Source organism: Spongiactinospora rosea, assembly GCF_003315795.1.
Classification (GTDB): domain Bacteria; phylum Actinomycetota; class Actinomycetes; order Streptosporangiales; family Streptosporangiaceae; genus Spongiactinospora; species Spongiactinospora rosea.
In genome coordinates this window covers 95,622-112,621 of the sequence record NZ_QMEY01000022.1, presented here as the reverse complement: position 1 = coordinate 112,621, position 17,000 = coordinate 95,622, and the positions used below count along the sequence as shown (strand labels likewise).

The 17,000-nt window shown below is 68.1% G+C and carries 23 protein-coding genes; 12 read left to right on the top strand and 11 right to left on the bottom strand.

What is annotated here, in order from left to right; genetic code table 11:
• Positions 1-16: 16 nt before the first annotated feature.
• The 4 genes from DP939_RS35000 to DP939_RS34985 all read left to right on the top strand — a co-directional run bounded on the left by DP939_RS35000 (position 17) and on the right by DP939_RS34985 (position 3,616).
• The gene (locus tag DP939_RS35000; protein ID WP_199565620.1) at positions 17-814 is read left to right on the top strand and encodes a hypothetical protein; all 798 of its coding nucleotides are present in this window, start codon (positions 17-19) and stop codon (positions 812-814) included.
• Positions 811-1,959, top strand: a complete 1,149-nt coding sequence (fahA, locus tag DP939_RS34995; RefSeq protein WP_113985128.1) for a fumarylacetoacetase — start codon at positions 811-813, stop codon at positions 1,957-1,959. The genes DP939_RS35000 and fahA overlap by 4 nt, the downstream gene beginning before the upstream one ends.
• A 117-nt stretch (positions 1,960-2,076) precedes the next feature.
• Positions 2,077-2,511: an NfeD family protein gene (locus DP939_RS34990; protein ID WP_113985127.1), complete on the top strand. Its 435-nt coding sequence runs from the start codon at positions 2,077-2,079 to the stop codon at positions 2,509-2,511.
• 4 nt (positions 2,512-2,515) lie between these two features.
• Positions 2,516-3,616, top strand: a complete 1,101-nt coding sequence (locus DP939_RS34985) for an SPFH domain-containing protein (RefSeq protein WP_113985126.1) — start codon at positions 2,516-2,518, stop codon at positions 3,614-3,616.
• Positions 3,617-3,622: 6 nt separating this feature from the next.
• Here the strand turns inward: DP939_RS34985 and DP939_RS34980 are convergent, their stop codons facing one another.
• Together DP939_RS34980 and DP939_RS34975 are read right to left on the bottom strand one after the other, a co-directional pair.
• Complete coding sequence (locus DP939_RS34980) at positions 3,623-4,240, bottom strand: VOC family protein (protein WP_113985125.1); 618 nt, start codon at positions 4,238-4,240, stop codon at positions 3,623-3,625.
• 165 nt (positions 4,241-4,405) lie between these two features.
• Complete coding sequence (locus tag DP939_RS34975) at positions 4,406-4,777, bottom strand: PH domain-containing protein (protein ID WP_199565619.1); 372 nt, start codon at positions 4,775-4,777, stop codon at positions 4,406-4,408.
• 101 nt (positions 4,778-4,878) lie between these two features.
• On the opposite strand from DP939_RS34975, the gene DP939_RS34970 reads away from it, so the two are divergent.
• Entirely contained in the window at positions 4,879-5,400 is a 522-nt protein-coding gene (locus DP939_RS34970) for a DUF4760 domain-containing protein (protein WP_113985124.1), read from the top strand.
• Positions 5,401-5,411: 11 nt separating this feature from the next.
• On the opposite strand, the gene DP939_RS34965 is transcribed toward DP939_RS34970, so the two are convergent.
• Positions 5,412-5,738, bottom strand: a complete 327-nt coding sequence (locus tag DP939_RS34965) for a DUF1048 domain-containing protein (RefSeq protein WP_113985123.1) — start codon at positions 5,736-5,738, stop codon at positions 5,412-5,414.
• A gap of 1 nt (position 5,739) precedes the next feature.
• Positions 5,740-6,096 carry a DUF1048 domain-containing protein gene (locus tag DP939_RS34960; RefSeq protein WP_113985122.1) on the bottom strand — a complete coding sequence of 119 codons (357 nt, stop codon included), beginning with the start codon at positions 6,094-6,096 and terminating at the stop codon, positions 5,740-5,742.
• Positions 6,097-6,200: 104 nt separating this feature from the next.
• Between DP939_RS34960 and DP939_RS34955 the strand changes: the two genes are divergently transcribed.
• Positions 6,201-6,944, top strand: coding sequence for a hypothetical protein (locus DP939_RS34955; protein ID WP_113985121.1), 744 nt, complete (start codon positions 6,201-6,203; stop codon positions 6,942-6,944).
• A 28-nt stretch (positions 6,945-6,972) separates the two neighbouring features.
• Here the strand turns inward: DP939_RS34955 and DP939_RS34950 are convergent, their stop codons facing one another.
• A complete protein-coding gene (locus DP939_RS34950; protein WP_113985120.1) occupies positions 6,973-7,938 on the bottom strand; it encodes a pirin family protein in 966 nt (321 codons plus the stop codon).
• A 315-nt stretch (positions 7,939-8,253) separates the two neighbouring features.
• Here DP939_RS34950 and DP939_RS34945 point away from each other — a divergent pair, with 315 nt between their 5' ends.
• The gene (locus tag DP939_RS34945) at positions 8,254-8,868 is read left to right on the top strand and encodes a hypothetical protein (protein ID WP_113985119.1); all 615 of its coding nucleotides are present in this window, start codon (positions 8,254-8,256) and stop codon (positions 8,866-8,868) included.
• A 13-nt stretch (positions 8,869-8,881) separates the two neighbouring features.
• Here DP939_RS34945 and DP939_RS34940 read toward each other — a convergent pair whose 3' ends face one another.
• The gene (locus tag DP939_RS34940; protein ID WP_158578869.1) at positions 8,882-9,562 is read right to left on the bottom strand and encodes a hypothetical protein; all 681 of its coding nucleotides are present in this window, start codon (positions 9,560-9,562) and stop codon (positions 8,882-8,884) included.
• Between DP939_RS34940 and DP939_RS46440 the strand changes: the two genes are divergently transcribed.
• Together DP939_RS46440 and DP939_RS34930 are read left to right on the top strand one after the other, a co-directional pair.
• Positions 9,561-9,797: a hypothetical protein gene (locus DP939_RS46440; protein ID WP_158578867.1), complete on the top strand. Its 237-nt coding sequence runs from the start codon at positions 9,561-9,563 to the stop codon at positions 9,795-9,797. The two genes, DP939_RS34940 and DP939_RS46440, sit on opposite strands and share 2 nt — an antisense overlap.
• A 665-nt stretch (positions 9,798-10,462) precedes the next feature.
• The gene (locus DP939_RS34930; RefSeq protein ID WP_113985116.1) at positions 10,463-10,810 is read left to right on the top strand and encodes a hypothetical protein; all 348 of its coding nucleotides are present in this window, start codon (positions 10,463-10,465) and stop codon (positions 10,808-10,810) included.
• A gap of 816 nt (positions 10,811-11,626) precedes the next feature.
• Here DP939_RS34930 and DP939_RS34925 read toward each other — a convergent pair.
• Together DP939_RS34925 and DP939_RS34920 are read right to left on the bottom strand one after the other, a co-directional pair.
• Positions 11,627-12,865: an MFS transporter gene (locus DP939_RS34925; protein WP_199565618.1), complete on the bottom strand. Its 1,239-nt coding sequence runs from the start codon at positions 12,863-12,865 to the stop codon at positions 11,627-11,629.
• Entirely contained in the window at positions 12,865-13,371 is a 507-nt protein-coding gene (locus DP939_RS34920) for a CGNR zinc finger domain-containing protein (protein ID WP_158578865.1), read from the bottom strand. The genes DP939_RS34925 and DP939_RS34920 overlap by 1 nt, the downstream gene beginning before the upstream one ends.
• A 241-nt stretch (positions 13,372-13,612) precedes the next feature.
• On the opposite strand from DP939_RS34920, the gene DP939_RS34915 reads away from it, so the two are divergent.
• A complete protein-coding gene (locus tag DP939_RS34915) occupies positions 13,613-14,149 on the top strand; it encodes an NUDIX hydrolase (protein WP_113985114.1) in 537 nt (178 codons plus the stop codon).
• A 367-nt stretch (positions 14,150-14,516) separates the two neighbouring features.
• On the opposite strand, the gene DP939_RS34910 is transcribed toward DP939_RS34915, so the two are convergent.
• Genes DP939_RS34910 through DP939_RS34900 form a run of 3 tightly spaced genes read right to left on the bottom strand, consistent with a single transcriptional unit; the run spans position 14,517 to position 15,516 of the window.
• On the bottom strand, positions 14,517-14,816 hold the full coding sequence (locus tag DP939_RS34910) for a hypothetical protein (protein ID WP_147268251.1): 300 nt from the start codon (positions 14,814-14,816) through the stop codon (positions 14,517-14,519).
• A 5-nt stretch (positions 14,817-14,821) separates the two neighbouring features.
• Positions 14,822-15,250: an ATP-binding protein gene (locus DP939_RS34905; RefSeq protein WP_199565617.1), complete on the bottom strand. Its 429-nt coding sequence runs from the start codon at positions 15,248-15,250 to the stop codon at positions 14,822-14,824.
• Complete coding sequence (locus DP939_RS34900) at positions 15,247-15,516, bottom strand: hypothetical protein (RefSeq protein WP_147268250.1); 270 nt, start codon at positions 15,514-15,516, stop codon at positions 15,247-15,249. The genes DP939_RS34905 and DP939_RS34900 overlap by 4 nt, the downstream gene beginning before the upstream one ends.
• 248 nt (positions 15,517-15,764) lie before the next feature.
• Between DP939_RS34900 and DP939_RS34895 the strand changes: the two genes are divergently transcribed.
• Positions 15,765-16,619, top strand: a complete 855-nt coding sequence (locus DP939_RS34895; RefSeq protein WP_225878688.1) for a helix-turn-helix domain-containing protein — start codon at positions 15,765-15,767, stop codon at positions 16,617-16,619.
• A 13-nt stretch (positions 16,620-16,632) separates the two neighbouring features.
• Positions 16,633-16,851 carry a DUF397 domain-containing protein gene (locus DP939_RS34890; RefSeq protein ID WP_225878687.1) on the top strand — a complete coding sequence of 73 codons (219 nt, stop codon included), beginning with the start codon at positions 16,633-16,635 and terminating at the stop codon, positions 16,849-16,851.
• The last annotated feature ends 149 nt before the right edge of the window (positions 16,852-17,000 follow it).

Here is a 17,000-nt window from a genome sequence, read left to right as displayed (position 1 = left end):
CATGTTGGAGTACGGGATGAACCGGCTCTTTACGGATCTGGTGGACGACGCCGGACTGTTCCCGCCCACCTCGCTGCCCATGGGCGACGCCCTGGCCAGGCACCACGCCGACGAGGCGGCCGGCAGCCCGGTGCTCACGCACCGGTTCCTGTGCCCGGCCAGCCGGGTGCCCGACCTGCTGCGGCACGAGCCCGGGGACATCCGGCTCGGCCTGATCATGGACACCGACCAGCCGCCCGACCTCGACGGGCTGACGGTGGAGTTCGTGGAGCTGAAGATGCCGTCGGGCGCGCTGGTGCCCGGCCCGCGCGGCGAGCGGCTGGTGCCCTGGCTGCCGCCGCAGGGGCGGCTGTTCGTCGAGGTACCGGCGGGCTCGCCGCCCGCCCAGGTGGCCCCGGGCGTCGGGCTGAAGGTCCGCTGCGGCGGCCTGACGCCCGAGGCGTTCCCGAGCACGCGCGAGCTGGGCGGGTTCATCCGGCACTGCGTACGCGACGGCGTGCCGTTCAAGGCGACCGCCGGGCTGCACCACGCGGTCCGCCACCCCGACCCGTCCTTCGGCGTCTACCGGCACGGGTTCCTCAACCTGGTGCTCGCGGTGAGCGCGGCCGTCGAAGGCCGTGACCCGGTGGCGGTCCTGGAGATCTGCGACCCCGCCGAACTCGTCGCCCTGGCCCACGCGACCTCGGAGGAGACCGCCGAGCGGACCCGATCGCTGCTCGTCTCCTACGGCTCCTGCTCCACCTCCGCCCCTCTTGACGACCTGGCCGAACTCGGCCTGCTCCCCGGTACCGCACGCACGAAGGAGCCCCGGTGACCAATGCGACGCCCGGCTTCGGCCTGGACAACCTGCCCTACGGGGTGTTCGCCCGCAACGGCGAACCGCCGCGGACGGGCGTCAGGTTCGGCGATCACGTCCTGGACCTGGCCGCGGCGCTGGGCGACGAGGTGTTCGCCGCGGGCAGCCTCAACCCGTTCATGGCCCGCGGGCGGGCCTTCTGGGACGACACCCGCGGACGGGTGCGCGACCTGCTGGCCACCGGCGAGGACCGGCACCTGATCCCGTTGCACCAGGTCACCCTGCTGCTGCCGGTGGAGGTCGCCGACTACGTCGACTTCTACTGCTCGCTGGAGCACGCCTCCAACGTCGGCCAGATCTTCCGGCCCGACCAGGAGCCGCTGAAGCCGAACTGGCGGCACCTGCCGGTCGGCTACCACGGGCGGGCGGGCACGGTCGTGGTGTCCGGCACCCCGGTCACCCGGCCGAGCGGCCAGCGCAGGCCGGGTGACGTCGGCCCGACCGCCAAGCTCGACATCGAGGCCGAGGTCGGTTACGTGGTGGGCACGCCGAGCGCGTTCGGGTCGCCCGCGGGCGCGTTCGCCGACCACGTCTTCGGCGTGACGCTGCTCAACGACTGGAGCGCCAGGGACATCCAGGCGTGGGAGTACGTGCCGCTGGGGCCGTTCCTGGGCAAGTCGTTCGCCACGTCGATCTCGCCGTGGGTGACGCCGCTGGCGGCCCTTGCGGCGGCACGGGTGCCGGGGCGGGAGCAGGATCCACAGCCTGTGGATTACCTGCGCCGGTCCGAGCCCTGGGGGCTGGACCTCGCGCTGGTCGTGGAGCTGAACGGCGAGCCGGTCGCGCGCCCGCCGTACCGGGAGATGTACTGGACCCCGGACCAGATGCTCGCCCACATGACCGTCAACGGGGCCTCGCTGCGCACCGGCGACCTGTTCGCCAGCGGCACGGTGTCCGGCCCGGAGTTCGGCCAGCGCGGCTCGCTGCTCGAACTCACCTGGAACGGCACCGACCCGATCAAGCTCCCCAGCGGCGAGACCCGCGCCTTCCTGGAGGACGGCGACACCGTGACGATCACCGCGACCGCGCCCGGAGCGGACGGCGGACGCATCACGCTGGGCGAAGTGTCCGGAACGATCCTGCCTGCGCGAGACGCCCGATGAACGGCATATGACGGGCTGATCACAAACATTCCGTGGTCCATGCCCCCGGCGTTACGGTAGACGCCTGGGGAACCTTTGCGCGCCCACGTGCGTTGAACCTCACAGGAGGGCCGAAGCATGGACGACTGGGTCATCTGGTTGACCCTCGCCGTGGTCCTGGGCGTCGCCGAGATCCTGACGATGACCGCCGCCCTGGGGCTGCTCGGGGGAGCCGCCGTGATCACCGCCATCGCCGCCGCGCTGGGCCTGCCCGTTCCCCTGCAGCTCGTGGTGTTCACGCTGGCCAGCGCCGCCGGGCTGGTGCTGATCCGCCCCGTCGTCGTCCGCCACCTGCGCCAGCCTCCCCCGTCGCAGCGTTTCGGGGTCGAGGCCCTGGTGGGGCAGACCGCGTACGCCGTCACCGAGGTCACCGGGCGTGCCGGACGGGTACAGATCGGCGGAGAGGAATGGTCGGCCCGCGCCTATGACGAGACACTCGTCATCCCGGAGGGCGCGACCGTAGACGTGTTGAAGATCGAGGGCGCCACGGCCCTCGTATATCCGCGGGAGTGAACATATGGATCCCCTGCTCATAGTCGGTGCCGTCATCGTCTTCTTCGTCGTGATCACGGTGCTCAAGTCGGTGCGCATCGTGCCGCAGGCCCGGGCGAGGAACGTCGAACGGCTCGGCCGCTACAGCCGCACGCTGAAGCCCGGCATGAACTTCGTGATCCCGTACATCGACCGGGTCTATCCGATGATCGACCTGCGCGAGCAGGTGGTCTCCTTCCGCCCGCAGCCGGTGATCACCGAGGACAACCTGGTCGTCGAGATCGACACCGTGCTGTACTTCCAGGTCACCGACCCGAGGGCGGCGGCCTACGAGATCGCCAACTACATCCAGGCGATCGAGCAGCTCACGGTGACGACGCTGCGTAACGTCATCGGCTCGATGGACCTGGAGAGCACGCTCACCTCCCGCGACACCATCAACAGCCAGCTCCGCGGGGTGCTGGACGAGGCCACCGGCAAGTGGGGCATCCGCGTCAACCGCGTCGAGATCAAGGCGATCGACCCGCCCAAGACGATCAAGGACGCGATGGAGAAGCAGATGCGCGCCGAGCGGGACAAGCGCGCCGCCATCCTCAACGCCGAAGGCCAGCGGCAGTCCCAGATCCTCACCGCCGAAGGTGAGAAGCAGAGCAACATCCTGCGGGCCGAGGGTGAGCGCACCGCCGCCATCCTGAAGGCCGAGGGCCAGTCCCAGGCGATCGACCAGGTCTTCCAGGCGGTCCACCGCAACGACCCCGACCCCAAGCTGCTCGCGTACCAGTACCTCCAGGTGCTGCCACAGCTCGCGCAGGGCGAGAACAACACGTTCTGGGTCATCCCGAGCGAGGTGACCTCGGCGTTGCAGGGCGTCTCCAAGGCGTTCACCCAGGCGCTCCCGCCGTCGGAGGCCACCCGCGAGAGCGTCACCAGCGGCGCCTCCGAGGCCGCCTCAGCCGCGGCGGCCGAAGCCGCCCGCGCGGCCCGGGCCGCCGAGGAGGCCGTGGCCGACGCCGCCGCCCCCGAGCCCGCCACTGCCGGCCCCCGCCAGCTCGACGCCCCACCCGCCCCGGTCACCGACCCCTTGCAGGACTACCGGCAGGAACACCACCCCGAACACCGCCCCTGACGGGGCTCAGGCCGTCACCAGGCGGACGGGGCCGTGGCGGCCCTCGATGACGGCGACCAGCATGGGGCGGGCGCTGGGGAAGACGTCCAGGGTGACGCCGACCATGGCGAGGTCGTCGCGGACGGACGCCGGGCTGGGATGCCCGGCGGCGAACGACACCAGCCGTACCGGGGGGAGTCCCGACGCGCCCGGGTGAGCGGTGCTCCCCCACTGGATCAGGAACGGCACGAGGCTTCCGGCGCGCGGCGGGGTGAGCCGCCATTCGAGGATCGCGCCGCCGTTCGCGGACGCGCGGCTCATCTCCAGCACCTCGCCCAGGTCGTAGCCCTCGGCCCGGGCCTTGCCCGCCTGCTCCTCGATGTCGGTCGCGAGCGCGGCCCAGGTGGTCAGGGACGGCCCGGCCAGCGCGTCCACACCGAACCACCGGCCCCCGGCCGGAGCCGGTTGTTCCGGGTCCGGCCCGACGATCTCCAGGTACCGCCGCCCGCCCAGGCCGATCAGCCGGTTGCGGGTGCCGTACCCGAGGTGCCTGCCGCCCTCGGCGGCGCGTACTCCGAGCCGGTCGGCGAGTTCGGCGACCGTCGCGTCGAGATCCGGTGTGGCGTACACCAGGTGATCGAGCATCGGCTCCTCCTCAGTCCTCGTGCCTCGTGCGCATCGCCGAAAAGCCCTGAAGGTGGACGCCTACCCGCTTCTCCCTCCGGCACGCCCGCTCAGCCGTACCGTTCCTCATGGGCGGCCCGTACTCCCGCCGCCCGCCCAAGCCCTCGGCGGCTGACCCGCAGGGCGTCAGGACTTGGCGATGAAGTGCAGGATCACGTTGTGCACATGATGGCTCTTCTCATCGCCACGGAACTCGACCTCGTACACGTGCGTGCCCACGTTGAGCGCGATCGAGCCGGAGGAGAAGAACGACCCCGCCCACGACTTGTTGCTGACCACGCTCACACTCGTGATCTTCGAGTACGGAATGCTGGTGATCGCGATCTTCTTGCCTATGAACGACTTGTCCTGGACGATGACCCGCTGATTGGTGAGCCCGAGGAACCCCGTCCCCGCGCCGATCGCGTCGTAGACGGCGATGATCTGCTCGCCGGGCATGAGCCCGCTCTGAATCTGCTTGAGCTGCTCGGGCCGGTCATGGGGGATGGACTGTGCCACGTTTTCACTCCCGAAGGCCGGTGATCGACACCCAGAATGCTAAACGGCCATCGGCTGGAACGCGGCGGGACGAATCGTACGGCGGCCTGTAGATTCGGCTGGTGGACGCGACCCTCGTGTTGAACCTCGCCACACTGGCGGTCTCCCTCACCGCGCTCGCGATCTCCGTATTTCTGACCCTCCGGCAGATCCGCCTGGCCAGTGGGGGCCTTCACCTCCCGGTGGTGCTGGAGACATTCCTCCATTCGCGGAACCCGGCGTGGTTCAAGGCGCAGGAGTACGTCCTGACCATGCTGGCCCATGAATACCAGGCGGAAAGGGGCTGGCGCGGCCTGCCCGAGCAGGCCCGCGCACAGGTGAACACCATCGGGCTTTTCTACGACGACCTGGGAAAGCTCGTGGCGCACGGAATGATCGACCAGCGCCTGGTCATCGGCTCCTACGGCACGAACATCGTGCGCCTGTGGGACGCCCTGGCCCCGTACGTCTACACGGAGCGGCACAACCACGCGCCGCTGCACTTCTGGATCTATTTCGAGGATCTCGCGGCACGGACGGCCGCCACGCCTCCCGAGACCGTGTACGCCGGTCTCGGCCTGCGATCCCGGCCGCCGGGCAAATGACCCGGCAGGTGTCAATTCCCGGCCTCGCCGGATTCCCCGGCGATGGATTCCTGAAAGAGGTCCGCGTAGGTGGGCGAGTCTTTCACCAGGTCGTCACAGAAGGCCGCGACGTCGTCGCCGATCAGCTCCAGGACCCCCTTGCCGGTCGCCGCGCCCTGCTCGAAGAAGTCGAGAATCCCCGAGAGGAGGGTCCCGTCGTCCAGTCCGACCGGCCCGACCTTGAAGAAGTAGCGCTGGATCTCCTTGTAGACGATCTCGTAATCCGGCGGGAGGGCCTTGACCCGGGCCATGTGCGCCCGCCACTGCCGCTTGCCCTCGATCATGTCCTGGATTCCCACGTCAACCTCCCAGCCGGCCCAGTTTCCTGGCGACGTTCCTGTTCAACTGCTCGCGCCACCGATCGCGATGGGTCCGGGCGCCTTCTCCGCCGGCCAGCGCCGCGCAGAAGCCCTCGATGTCGTCATCCAGCACCTCGTGAATGCTCTGCCCGTCGGATGCCGTCTCTTCGAGCAGCCCGAGAACGCCGTCGAGAATCGGCATCAGGTTGCGGCCGGTGAAGTTCGAGTAGGGATAAAGGTGAAGCTTGATCTTCTCCCACGCCGCCTGGTAGTCGGCCGGCAATACCGCCGCCCGAGCCTCGAACGCCTTCCATTCCCTGGTGAGATCGCTCCCTGTCATGGTCTCCCAGAGGTTCATACCCCGCCCTCCTTCAGTACTCAGTGTCGTTGAGTACCACTATAAAGTATCACAGGGTAGTAAAAGTGCCCAGTGCCGGACAGCCGGTCTCCAAGGAGGTCCACATGCCCTTGATCCGCCGGGGGACGAGCCGCCGCCGGAAGTCCTGGCGGATCGCGGGCGCGGTCACCGCGGTCCTCCTCGTCGCGGCCGTGGCGCTGACCGCCATCGCCTTCCCGTCCGTCGCGGCCACCACCTGTCCCGGCTGCTACGGCCTTGAGCGGATCCGGCCCGGCCTGTACGCCGAACCCGGCCTGGCACCGGCCGACCACCGGCACGTGGCCGAGGTCGTCGAGCGGGCGAACCAGCGGGTACGCGACTTCTTCAGCGGGCGGGCGAGCACGGCCGACGTCCTCGTGTGCCGGTCGGACGACTGCTACCGCAGGATCGGCGGTGGCCGGGAGCGCGGCATCGCCGTGCTCAACCGGTCGGTGATGCTGTCCCCGCGCGGCATCGATCCCGTGATCGCCTCGCACGAGCTGACCCATGTGGAGCTGCACGCCCGCTTGGGCGGCGCCGAGGTCCCGCAGTGGTTCGACGAGGGCCTGGCCGTCCTGGTCAGCGATGATCCCCGGTACCTCGCCCCGGGCGGCGACCGCTGCCTGATCGCCCCCCGCCGCTCCCTGCCCGCCACGCTCGGCGACTGGCTGCGCGCGGCGTCGGCGGATGCCCGCGTGTACGCCGAGGCCGCCTGCCAGGTGAGTCGCTGGGCGGCGGCGAACGGCGGGAAGGAGGCCCTGCCGGCCCTCATCGAACGACTGTCGGCAGGACACCCCTTCCCGAGCATTGCTCCGGCGCCGTCACCCTGACCCGACGACCGGGGCGCCGCCCCGGTGGTCAGCGGCCGGTGTGCGGCATGTGCTGGGCCGGGATGACGCCGAGCCGGCCGGCCTGGTAGTCCTCCATGGCCTGGACGAGTTCGGCCCTGGTGTTCATCACGAACGGGCCGTAGTGCGCCACCGGCTCCTTGATCGGCCGGCCGCCGAGCAGCAGGACCTCCAGGTTGGGCTCGGCCGTGGGCTGCTGGGTGTCGGCCGCCACGGTCAGCCCCCGGCCCTGCCCGAACACGGCCAGCTGCCCCTTGCGCACCGGCCGCCGCTCACCGCCGACGGTGCCCTGACCGGCCAGGATGTACGCGAGGGCGTTGAACTCCCGGTTCCACGGCAGGTCGAGCACCGCCCCCGGGCTGACGGTCGCGTGGACCAGCGTGATCGGCGTGAACGTCGCGCCGGGGCCGCTGTGCCCCGCCAGATCACCGGCGATCACCCGGAGCAGCGCGCCGCCGTCCGACGAGGACAGCAGTGCCGTCTCGCCGCCGCGGATGTCCTGGTAGCGCGGCGGGTTGAACTTGTTGGCGCGCGGCAGGTTGACCCATAGCTGGATGCCGTGGAACAGCCCGCCGGACACCACCAGGTGCTCCGGCGGCTTCTCGATGTGCAGGATGCCCGCGCCCGCGGTCATCCACTGGGTGTCGCCGTTGGTGATCGTCCCGCCGCCGCCGTTGGAGTCCTGGTGCTCGAAGACGCCGTCGATGATGTAGGTGACGGTCTCGAACCCGCGGTGCGGGTGCCAGGGCGTTCCCTTGGGCTCGCCGGGCGCGTACTCGACCTCGCCCATCTGGTCCATGTGGAGGAAGGGGTCGAGGGAGGACATGGGCACACCGGCGAACGCCCGGCGTACCGGGAACCCCTCGCCCTCGAACCCGCTCGGGGCCGTGGTCACCGACAGCACCGCCCGCTGCTCAGCGGGTCCGGCCTGGGCGACGCGCGGCAGCGTCAACGTATCGGCGGTGATGGCGGGCATGGCCCCTCCCTACAGTTGAACTTTCAACTACACTCCAGGCAACACCATCGGGCCCGTCGGCATTCCCCCCCAGGCGCCACGGCGAGACTCGCAAACCGATCGTAAGCCACAGCAACCTTCACGACACGCCCCAAATCACCTGTACCTGCCCGGATGCCGACATCGGCCACGACAGGCGGCCAAGGCCGCCGAAACCCAGCGTGCGGCCGGTCGGCCATTGACCGTATCGGCCATTAGCGCGTTTTACTGGCATATTAAAGTTCGATGTGGTGTTGATGGCGGCCGTGCCGATGTGCGAGAGTCCTCGTCGTGGATATGGACGCTTTCGCTCCCGAATTCGTCAGAAGGACCTGGGTAGAGCTGGAGCTGGAGGAGATGTTCGGGTCGCCGCCGCAATGGATCGACCGGGCCGGCGACCTCGTCACCGACGGAGACGTCAATTGGTCCACTCCCGAATTAACCAAAGACGGCACGTTCTATCACGGAGTGCCACCGGGCAGATATCCGGTCTATGCGGGCACCGACCGGTACGACCTCTTCGGCGCGGACGGACCCACCCGCTACTACGTGAACACGCTGTTCATGCCGCTCGTCCCGCCGGACCGGCTCGCCGACGCGCAGTGGGACGACGAGGGCTACGACAACGGCCCGCACTTCCGCGACTACGCCTGCCTGTGGAGCGTGGGCGCCGAGCGCGCAACGCTCCCGCACTCGGGGGACAAGAGCGAGACCATACTCAGGATCGAACGGTCGCTGCTTTCCGAGGAGGCCCTTTCCCGGCGGGGCAACTGGACCGACGATCTCGTGGACCCGGTTTCCGGAGCGAATGTGCTGTCATTCCCGGTGTGGGAGAGCACCATACGCGGTTTCGAGGCCCGCGACGCGGACGACGAAATACTGGCTTTGCTCTTCGTCGCCTGGTACCCGTGATACGCGCAATTCCTCAGCGGATGGTCGAGGAGATCACTTTCGGCTTGCCCGCACCCAGGAAGAAGATCCCCGGATATCCGGTCGTCTCGAACCTGGCGCTTCGGTTGCGCCGTAGTGTCGAGCGTTCGATGCTGAGCGTGCCGGTGCGGTCGTTGCTGACGAAGAAGATCGCCCCGCCGCCCTCCTTGGCGGAGTTGTTCTCGACGCGCGTGTTCACCAGTCGCACGGTGAACCGATCGCCATCGGTGTAGATGGCCCCGCCGCTGCCGCCGCCGGGTGTGCCGCGTTGCGCCGGGTTCGCGCCGTACCCGATCGCCCGGTTCCCGGTCATGACACTGTTCTGGATCAGGAACGAGACGTGCAGGCCGCTCAGCGCCCCGCCGTTGGCACAGACGCCGCCGGAGAAGACGCCCTTCACGATGCTCACCGGGCGGTCGCGGTATTGATCCAGGACGCGGATGGCCGCGCCACCGAGGTCCGGGCCGGTCGGGTCACAGCGATTGTTCGTGAAACGCGAATTGACCACATTGAACCGCCCGCCGCGCACGAAGATCGCTCCCCCACCGCCGCCGTCCTTGCGCTGGCCGGTGGCGTTTCCACGGGTGAAGGCGATGTTCTGCACGGTGAGGTGCGGGGTGGCCTGGTCATTGCAGTGCGAGGTGGTCCAGGTGAGGGATTTGTCGCAGGTGTTCATGTACAGAATCCGCCGCACACCCGCTCCGCTGAGCGTCACCTTACCCCCGCCGTCGATCACGACTCGTGAGCTGGTGTTCCGTACTTTGGCAGTCTGTTTCATCACGATCGTCACCGGCCGGGGCCCACAGGAGAACGTGATACGCCCACCCCGCGCCACCGCCGCCACCACGGCCTCCGACGTACAACTCCCCGCCGTCCCATCCCCGACGACCCGCCCGCCCGAGGCCGCCTGAGCCCCAGGCACCCCCACCACGGCACCCGCGACGACCACCATCACGACAGGAGCACTCCACACCAGACGCATGCCGCCGATGCTAACGCCGCCCCACCCACCTGTCCCTTAATCCCCACCATTCGCTATAAGGCCCAAAAAGTAACCATCCACAGGGACAATAAGGTCTATACCGGAAATCCAGCCTTCAGCCGTCTGCTCAGCCGCCCGAACACGGCGCTGAGCCCGATTCGCATGCACCGTTCTAGGCGAGCACCACACCACTCGCCCACCGCCACCATCGGGCCAAGTCGCAATCTTCGCATGACACCGCAAAGCCGGACCGTCAACCGGCCAACCTAGGTAAAGCCCACATCAAGCGATGGCTCCCATGGCAAAGTGCTGGTGAGACGGTCTGTTCCAGGGGGCTGACCAAAACGTAGACTCTAGGTTTGAAGGTGGCGTGTGGGCAGACCTCGACACAAGATCAAGGAGTTTGAGGCTGTCCTCAGAGAAGCGGAGAGTAGGGGCTGGACCGTCACACTAGGCGGCAACGGTCACTACAAGATGTACTGCCCGTGCGCCCGCAAGTGCAAGAAGACGATGCCGAGCACACCGTCAGATCCCAACTGCCTGAGGCACCTGCTCGGGCAGTTGAAGCGAGTGACTTGTTGGTGAGGAGCAGAGATGGCGCACTACCTGAGACTGGATGCGGTCTTCGTCTGCACTGACTCGGCAGACAGCGACGAGGCGTTCGACGACTTCACTGACCGCGTCTTCGACGAGCTGCTCAAGCTCCAGGCCATCGACACTGGGATAGTAGAGCCCGACGTCACCGCGAACGTCGCAGAGCGAAAGATGTCGATCTTGCTTGGGATCGAAGCATCTACCTCGCGGGATGCGATCAGGCTCTTCCTGGCGAACGTGCGCTGTGCGCTCCATGCTGCCGAATGTGGCACAGAGGAGTGGCCGCGTTACGAACCCGCCGATGACCCACTCCCGCCGGTTCGCCACGTGGACTTCGCCGACGCCTGAGTCCGGGCATCTCTCAGAAGGTCGTAGGGCCGATGCGTAGCCTGGCCCCGATCGTGCCGCTGCGAGATGGTGCCGGCCGGCCGTCCATCCATCCGTCGCGTAGCGCAGCAGCGCTCCATCAGCGGTTGATACCAGCGGCCCCTCGGGTTCGGGAGAAGGATCTGGTGCACATCTCGGGTTGTCCGAACTCTGGAAAGGACAACGGCCCTCCCGGGACGAATCGGGAGGGCCGTCAGATGAGCGGGGCGTCGTCGGACGCCGGGCCGCGAGCGCGACCACCAGGACGCCGACTGTCCTCCAGGGCTTGAAGCCCAGCGTCCTCACTGCCCCAAGATCGTGGCCGGGCCTATGCGAGCGGCGAGGGGGCCTGGATGATCCTGGACTGCGGGGGCCTGGCCGGGCCGGACACCTTCGCTTAGCCGGGGGTCATCGGGCGAGCCATGCGGGCGGGAGTTCATGCCGCCGTAGTGACGGCCCCAGGCAGACGGGCACGGGACCACGGGCCTTCCGTGGGGCCCGTGCCCCGCCGCCGCGGCGGCGTTCCTCGGCCGGGCCGCCCGGCTCAGAAAGGCGTCAGAATCGGCCCGCTCACGCCCCGGCCAGTGCGCGGCCACGTGAGAGCGGCCACCTGGTGGGCGCATCCGCCCAGGTCACACGGCGTTTGCCCGAGCCATTGGCCGCCCCGGCCGTCATACAGATATGACCTTTGATCAGGGGGAGAGGGGGAGGGCTGCCGCGCCGTTCCCTGGCCGGTCACGTACGCCGGGCGCTCTTAACGCGCTTTTCGACCTCTGCGGCCATGGCCGGGCGGGCCGCTCACCCAACGGTGCCGCCACCACGCGTCGAACGACCCATAGCCGTCGTGCCGTTGGCGGTGTGGCGGCGGTGGCGGATCAGGCGGGTCATGGCCACGATGCCCGCCAGCGGGCCGAGCGCGAGTACGGCGAACGCCCAGCGCCAGCCCACCGCCTGTTCCATCGCCGGGACGAGCCAGATCGTCGCGCCCGTGAGCAGGAACCCGGCCGCCATCTGCAACGTCAGCGCCGTCCCCACGTAGCTCTGGTCGGCGAGTTCAGTGACCAATGTGGAGAACTGCGACGAGTCCCCCACCACGCTGTACCCCCACACCAGCGCCACGAGCACCAGCACCCACAGCGGCGCCCCCATCAGCAGGCCGATGAACGCCGCACAGCACGCCGACACGCCCATCATCACGATCGCGGCCCGCTCCCGCCCGATCCGGTCGCCGAGCAGCCCGCCCGTGTAGTTGCCCAGCCCGCCCGCGATGAACACCCCGAAGGTGACGTACACGGCCAGCACCGACCCCGCCATCCCCCGCGCCCGCAGCGCCTCGGAGAAGAACAGCAGGAACCAGGTCCACATCGCGTAAAGCTCCCACATGTGGCACAGGTAGCCGATAACCGCTAATCGGGTGCCCCGGTCGCGCAGGATCAGCCCGACCTGGCGGAGGTTCAGCACCGCGACCGGGAACGGGTACGGGCCCTCCTTGATGAGGGTCAGCGTGACCAACCCACCCGCCAGGGTCAGCGCGGACGTGGCCACGATGACGGTACGCCAGTTCAGCCCGCCCAGGCCGTTGACCAGGTGCGGTACGCCCGTACTCACCGTCAGCGCACCCACCAGCAGCCCCATCGCGGCCCCGCGCCCGTCGCGGTACCAGGTGGAGATGAGCTTGAGCGAGGGCGGGTACACGCCCGCGATGAAGAACCCCGTCGCGAACCGGGCCAGCCCGCCGCTCAGCGCGTCGCCGGCCATGAGCAGCGCCAGGTTCGCGGCGGCGGCCCCGGCCGAACTCAGGATGATGAGGCGGATCGGCGGCAGCACGTCGGACACCACGAACACCGCCGACAGCACCGCCCCCGCCATGAACCCCCACTGCACCGCGATGGTCAGCCACGGCACGGCGTCCGGCGCGACCTGCCACACCTCCCTGACCTGGGGGATCACGGCGGTCGCGGAGAACCAGGTGGACTTCATGAGTAACAGCGCCCCGGCCAGGACCAGCAGGCTGCGGCGAGCCTCCACCCGTCGCATCAGGCCGGGCCTTCGCCCTGGGGTACGGACCGGCGGGCGCGGTAGGCGGCGACGGTGTTGCGGTTCAGGCACGTCTTGGAGCAGTACCGGCGGCGCGGGCCGCGCGAGATGTCGGCATAGACCCGCTCACACCCGGCGTCCGCGCACACGCCAAGCCTGCCGCCACCGTACTCACAGAGCACGAACGCCAGCGCCACCGCCGTATTCGCCCTGACCCGATCGACCAGCCCGGCCCCTGGGCGGCCGTAGTGGAGGTGCGGCCCGAGGCCATGGTCGGAGATGTGCGGCTGCATGGGCACATCGACCATCACCTCATTGAGGAGGCCGATGGCCCGCTCCTGATCATCCTCAACGAACACCGGCCGCAACCCCCGCGCCCAGGTGGCTAGAGCCTCCACCTCGTCGGAGGTCAGCGGTACGTCCACCTTGAAGTTGAACGAGGCCAGCAGTGGCCCCAACGTCTCCGCTGGGGACTCGGCGGTGGTCACGGCATTGATGAGCGCCACGGCGGTACCGACACCATCGTTCCGATAACCGGTCACCTCGGCAGGACGAGTTCTCGCCATACGCCTAACGTAATCTAACTTCGCCCCTAATTACATTACCTCTTTCGGCCGGACGAGGTTGAGCCATGCCCCCAAGCATCGACGAGCCCGAGATCTTGACCGCCAAGGCCATAAGCGAAGTTCCTGCACAAGTTCGGCAGTCGATTGCGGTCACGTGGCCGACCTACTTCCATGAGGTGCCATGACCGTCTCCCGTACGGAGATCCGCGCCACACTGGCCCGGTACCTCGCCACCCACCCCGGCCACGACCTCGCCCGCCTGGCCGACGCCCCCGACAGTACGGACCTGACCGCCCGCACAACCTTCCCGCTGCACGTCACATGCAGCGCCGCCGCCATCGACACCACCGGCCGCGTACTGCTGATCCACCACCGCGCCCTGGACCGCTGGCTACTGCCTGGGGGGCACGTCGAGCCCGAGGACCACAGCCTGTACAGCGCGGCCCTACGCGAGCTTGAAGAGGAAACCGGCATTCCCTGGCAGCATGCCGTTTCCCCACCTGCCCAGGACATCAGCCCCATAGACATCGACATCCACGAGATCCCGGCAAACCCAGCCAAGGGCGAACCCGCCCACTGGCATGCCGACTTCCGCTTCGCCTTCTGGACCAAGCCGTCCCAGATCTCCATCCAGCCCGAAGAGATCATCACCTTCGCCTGGCGAGACCCCCATGACCTCCCCACCACCCACCTGTCCACCCGCATCGCCACCCTCTGACCAACCACCCCGGCCCTGGCGGCCCCACACCGGACTACCCATCCCCGCTTCGCGGGGAGCACTTCCACAGCCACGTCACCGCAGGCCCAAGCGTGGGACCATCCCCGCGTGCGCGGGGAGCACAAAGGCGTCAGGCACATCTACGAGCTGAAACTGGGACCATCCCCGTGGGCGCGGGGGAGCACTCTCGATGACCTGCGGGTTTTCGGGGCGAGGGCGCTGATTTGGAGCACTTTGAGAGGAACGGGCATTTCGCCCTCCTCTCCAGGGGTGCCTACGAAAGCCCAGCCCTCCACGGTGTGTGAAGGATGTGCTTGCACCACAGAACGATAGCGGCGTACGTCATTCGAGCACGGGCTGCAAGGGGTCAGATGTCGTCGAAGTCGCCGTTGATCACCGCGAGTTGGAAGGCTTCCCACGCCTGCTCGCTGGTGATCAGGACGGACACGACGTACCCCGAGAACAGATCCCCGAGCGGGAGGCGTACCGAACCCGGGACCGTGCCACGCTCTGGCAGGAGTTCGCCCGCACGTACCGCAGCCAGGAAGGCCGTCCAGTGTCCCCGGCTAACCCACACCGACCCGCGTCCGGACGTGTCCCACAACCGGACCGAGGCCGCGCGGTCCGGCTCGGCCCGGGTCGCCTCCAGGCGCGCAACGTCACGCACGCAGCTCACGCGACCCGCTTGGATTCCAGGTCGGCCCATACGGCGTGCCGACCGTCCCGCAGGGCTGCTTCCCCCCAGGACCGCGACACCTGTTCCACCAGCCACAGCCCCCGGCCGGATTCCATGTCCCAGTCCGCGTCACGCGGCCGAGGTACCGTCTCCGCGCCCTCGTCGATCACCTCCAGGCGCAGCGTCACCTCGTCCGGGAAGGCGATCACGACGACCAGCCGCCCGCCGGGCTCGCCGGAACGGGTGTGCCGTACCGCGTTCCCTGCCAGTTCGCTCGCCACCAGCAGTGCGTCATCCACGCCCGAACAGCCGTGCGCCGCCATGACCTCTGCGAGCCAGTGACGTACGACCGGCACCGACCTCGGTGTCCCCGGCATCGACACCATCAGCGGAACCTCCGCCGCAATGGCGGTGGCCGCCGTCATCGTGCGGCCTTGCGGATCACTCTGGCCGCGTCGTCCTCGCCGACGCCGGCGCACTGTGTGCGGCCACGCCCCCACACGTACATCCAGCGGCCGGATCGGATCATCGCGGTGACCCGCAGGCGATCGCCCGCCGCCCTGCGGACCGCCACGACGGGTTCGGCCGTCGGGGCCAGGTCAAGTACGACATCCGCACCCAGCATGCGCAGGCCCCATGCGAGCCGCGTCAGGTGCAGGTACTGCTGTTGAGCCTCGGATGGAGCCGTCACGTTCACTCGATCACCACCGCCGTCCCTGGATGTAGCAGGCATGCAAGGTCTCACCGTTCGGCTGCGCTGAGTTACCACTCGGTGGCATGCTGTACTCAGCATGCACCCCCCATCGAGACGCATGCAAGGCATGTACTGAAAGCCGTGCAGGATGCGCACTTACATCCCAATTACCTGATCTTCGGCCCTTCTATGACCCGATGCGTCGGCGAGGCGCACCGAAGATCCGCCCCCAAGGAGGAAATACCGTGGCGCTGCGCTCACGTCCGACCATCCGGCAACGCCGTCTTGCCGCAGAGCTTCAACGCCTCCGCGAAGCGGCAGGAGTGAGCCGCGAGGACGTCGTACAGCAATTCGACTGGCATTCCACGAAGATGTACCGGATCGAAAACGCGCGGTCCGGCGTCACGTCCGCTGACATGCTGCACCTGCTCGACATGTACAAGGTCTCCGACGACCGGCAACGCGCAGCGCTCCTTCAACTCGCCCGGAACGCGAGGGAGAAGAGCTGGTGGACGAAGCACCAGGACATATTCCCAGGGTCGTATCTGGAGCTGGAAGCCGAAGCCACCGCGATCCGCAGCTTCGAGGCAATGTTCGTCCCCGGCCTTCTGCAGACCGAAAGCTACGCGCGAGCGCTCATGCGCGGAAGCCTGGTAACCCGCGATATCGACCGTCGAGTCTCGGCTCGGATGGAACGTCAAAAGCTCCTCGTTCGTGCCGGTGAGCGCCCGCGGCTGTGGGCGATCATTGACGAGTCCACCCTCACACGTCCGGTGGGCGGCCCGGCGATCATGCGCGCCCAGATCGACCACTTGATCGAGGCTCAGGAGCTGGAGAACATCACACTTCAGGTGGTCCGCACCTCGGTGGGCGCGCACCCGGGGATGTGCGGAGCCTTCGTCCTCATGGACTTTCCCAGCCCCGAGTTCTTCGCACCACTCGTCTACCTGGAGAGTGCGATCAGCAGTCTATATCTGGAAGACGAGGAGCAGATCGCGCAGTACACGCTGATGTTCGATCACCTTCGGGCCATCGCTCTCGGGCCAGATGAATCGGTCCGGTACCTGGAGACCATCAGGAGTAATCTGTTTAGCGAATGAAGGGAGGTTGGGTGTGATCAACCGAAACGACGTAGACATCTCCAGTGCCGTCTGGGTGAAGAGCACGTGGAGTATGCCAGCAGGCGAAAACTGCGTTGAGGTCGCGCGAGTAGGAGCCGCCTTCGCGGTGCGCGACTCCAAACGACCTGATGAGGCCCACCTGTTATTCAGTCGCGACGAGTGGCAAGCGTTCATCCACGCCGTGAAAAACGATCAACTCAACAACACCTGATGGTGTAACGCGCCCGGCCGCACCCCGGCCGGGCGTTTTCACATGCCAACCGGCAAGGTGATCGAGCCCCCCTACCTCACAGCTCATCAGAACTCTCTCACGCCCCGAGTACGGCGAGGTCTGAGCGTGCCCCACGTTCCATGGGAACA

Coding starts and splice junctions, on each gene's coding strand:
- DP939_RS46440 (WP_158578867.1), top strand. CDS start 9,561: ATGTACAGAATCCGCCGCACACCCGCTCCGCTGAGCGTCACCTTACCC.
- DP939_RS34950 (WP_113985120.1), bottom strand. CDS start 7,938: ATGCCCGCCATCACCGCCGATACGTTGACGCTGCCGCGCGTCGCCCAG.
- DP939_RS34930 (WP_113985116.1), top strand. CDS start 10,463: ATGGCGCACTACCTGAGACTGGATGCGGTCTTCGTCTGCACTGACTCG.
- DP939_RS34940 (WP_158578869.1), bottom strand. CDS start 9,562: ATGAACACCTGCGACAAATCCCTCACCTGGACCACCTCGCACTGCAAT.
- DP939_RS34955 (WP_113985121.1), top strand. CDS start 6,201: ATGCCCTTGATCCGCCGGGGGACGAGCCGCCGCCGGAAGTCCTGGCGG.
- DP939_RS34945 (WP_113985119.1), top strand. CDS start 8,254: ATGGACGCTTTCGCTCCCGAATTCGTCAGAAGGACCTGGGTAGAGCTG.
- DP939_RS34980 (WP_113985125.1), bottom strand. CDS start 4,240: ATGCTCGATCACCTGGTGTACGCCACACCGGATCTCGACGCGACGGTC.
- DP939_RS34915 (WP_113985114.1), top strand. CDS start 13,613: ATGACCGTCTCCCGTACGGAGATCCGCGCCACACTGGCCCGGTACCTC.
- DP939_RS34985 (WP_113985126.1), top strand. CDS start 2,516: ATGGATCCCCTGCTCATAGTCGGTGCCGTCATCGTCTTCTTCGTCGTG.
- DP939_RS35000 (WP_199565620.1), top strand. CDS start 17: ATGAACCGGCTCTTTACGGATCTGGTGGACGACGCCGGACTGTTCCCG.
- DP939_RS34925 (WP_199565618.1), bottom strand. CDS start 12,865: ATGCGACGGGTGGAGGCTCGCCGCAGCCTGCTGGTCCTGGCCGGGGCG.
- DP939_RS34990 (WP_113985127.1), top strand. CDS start 2,077: ATGGACGACTGGGTCATCTGGTTGACCCTCGCCGTGGTCCTGGGCGTC.
- DP939_RS34960 (WP_113985122.1), bottom strand. CDS start 6,096: ATGAACCTCTGGGAGACCATGACAGGGAGCGATCTCACCAGGGAATGG.
- DP939_RS34905 (WP_199565617.1), bottom strand. CDS start 15,250: ATGACGGCGGCCACCGCCATTGCGGCGGAGGTTCCGCTGATGGTGTCG.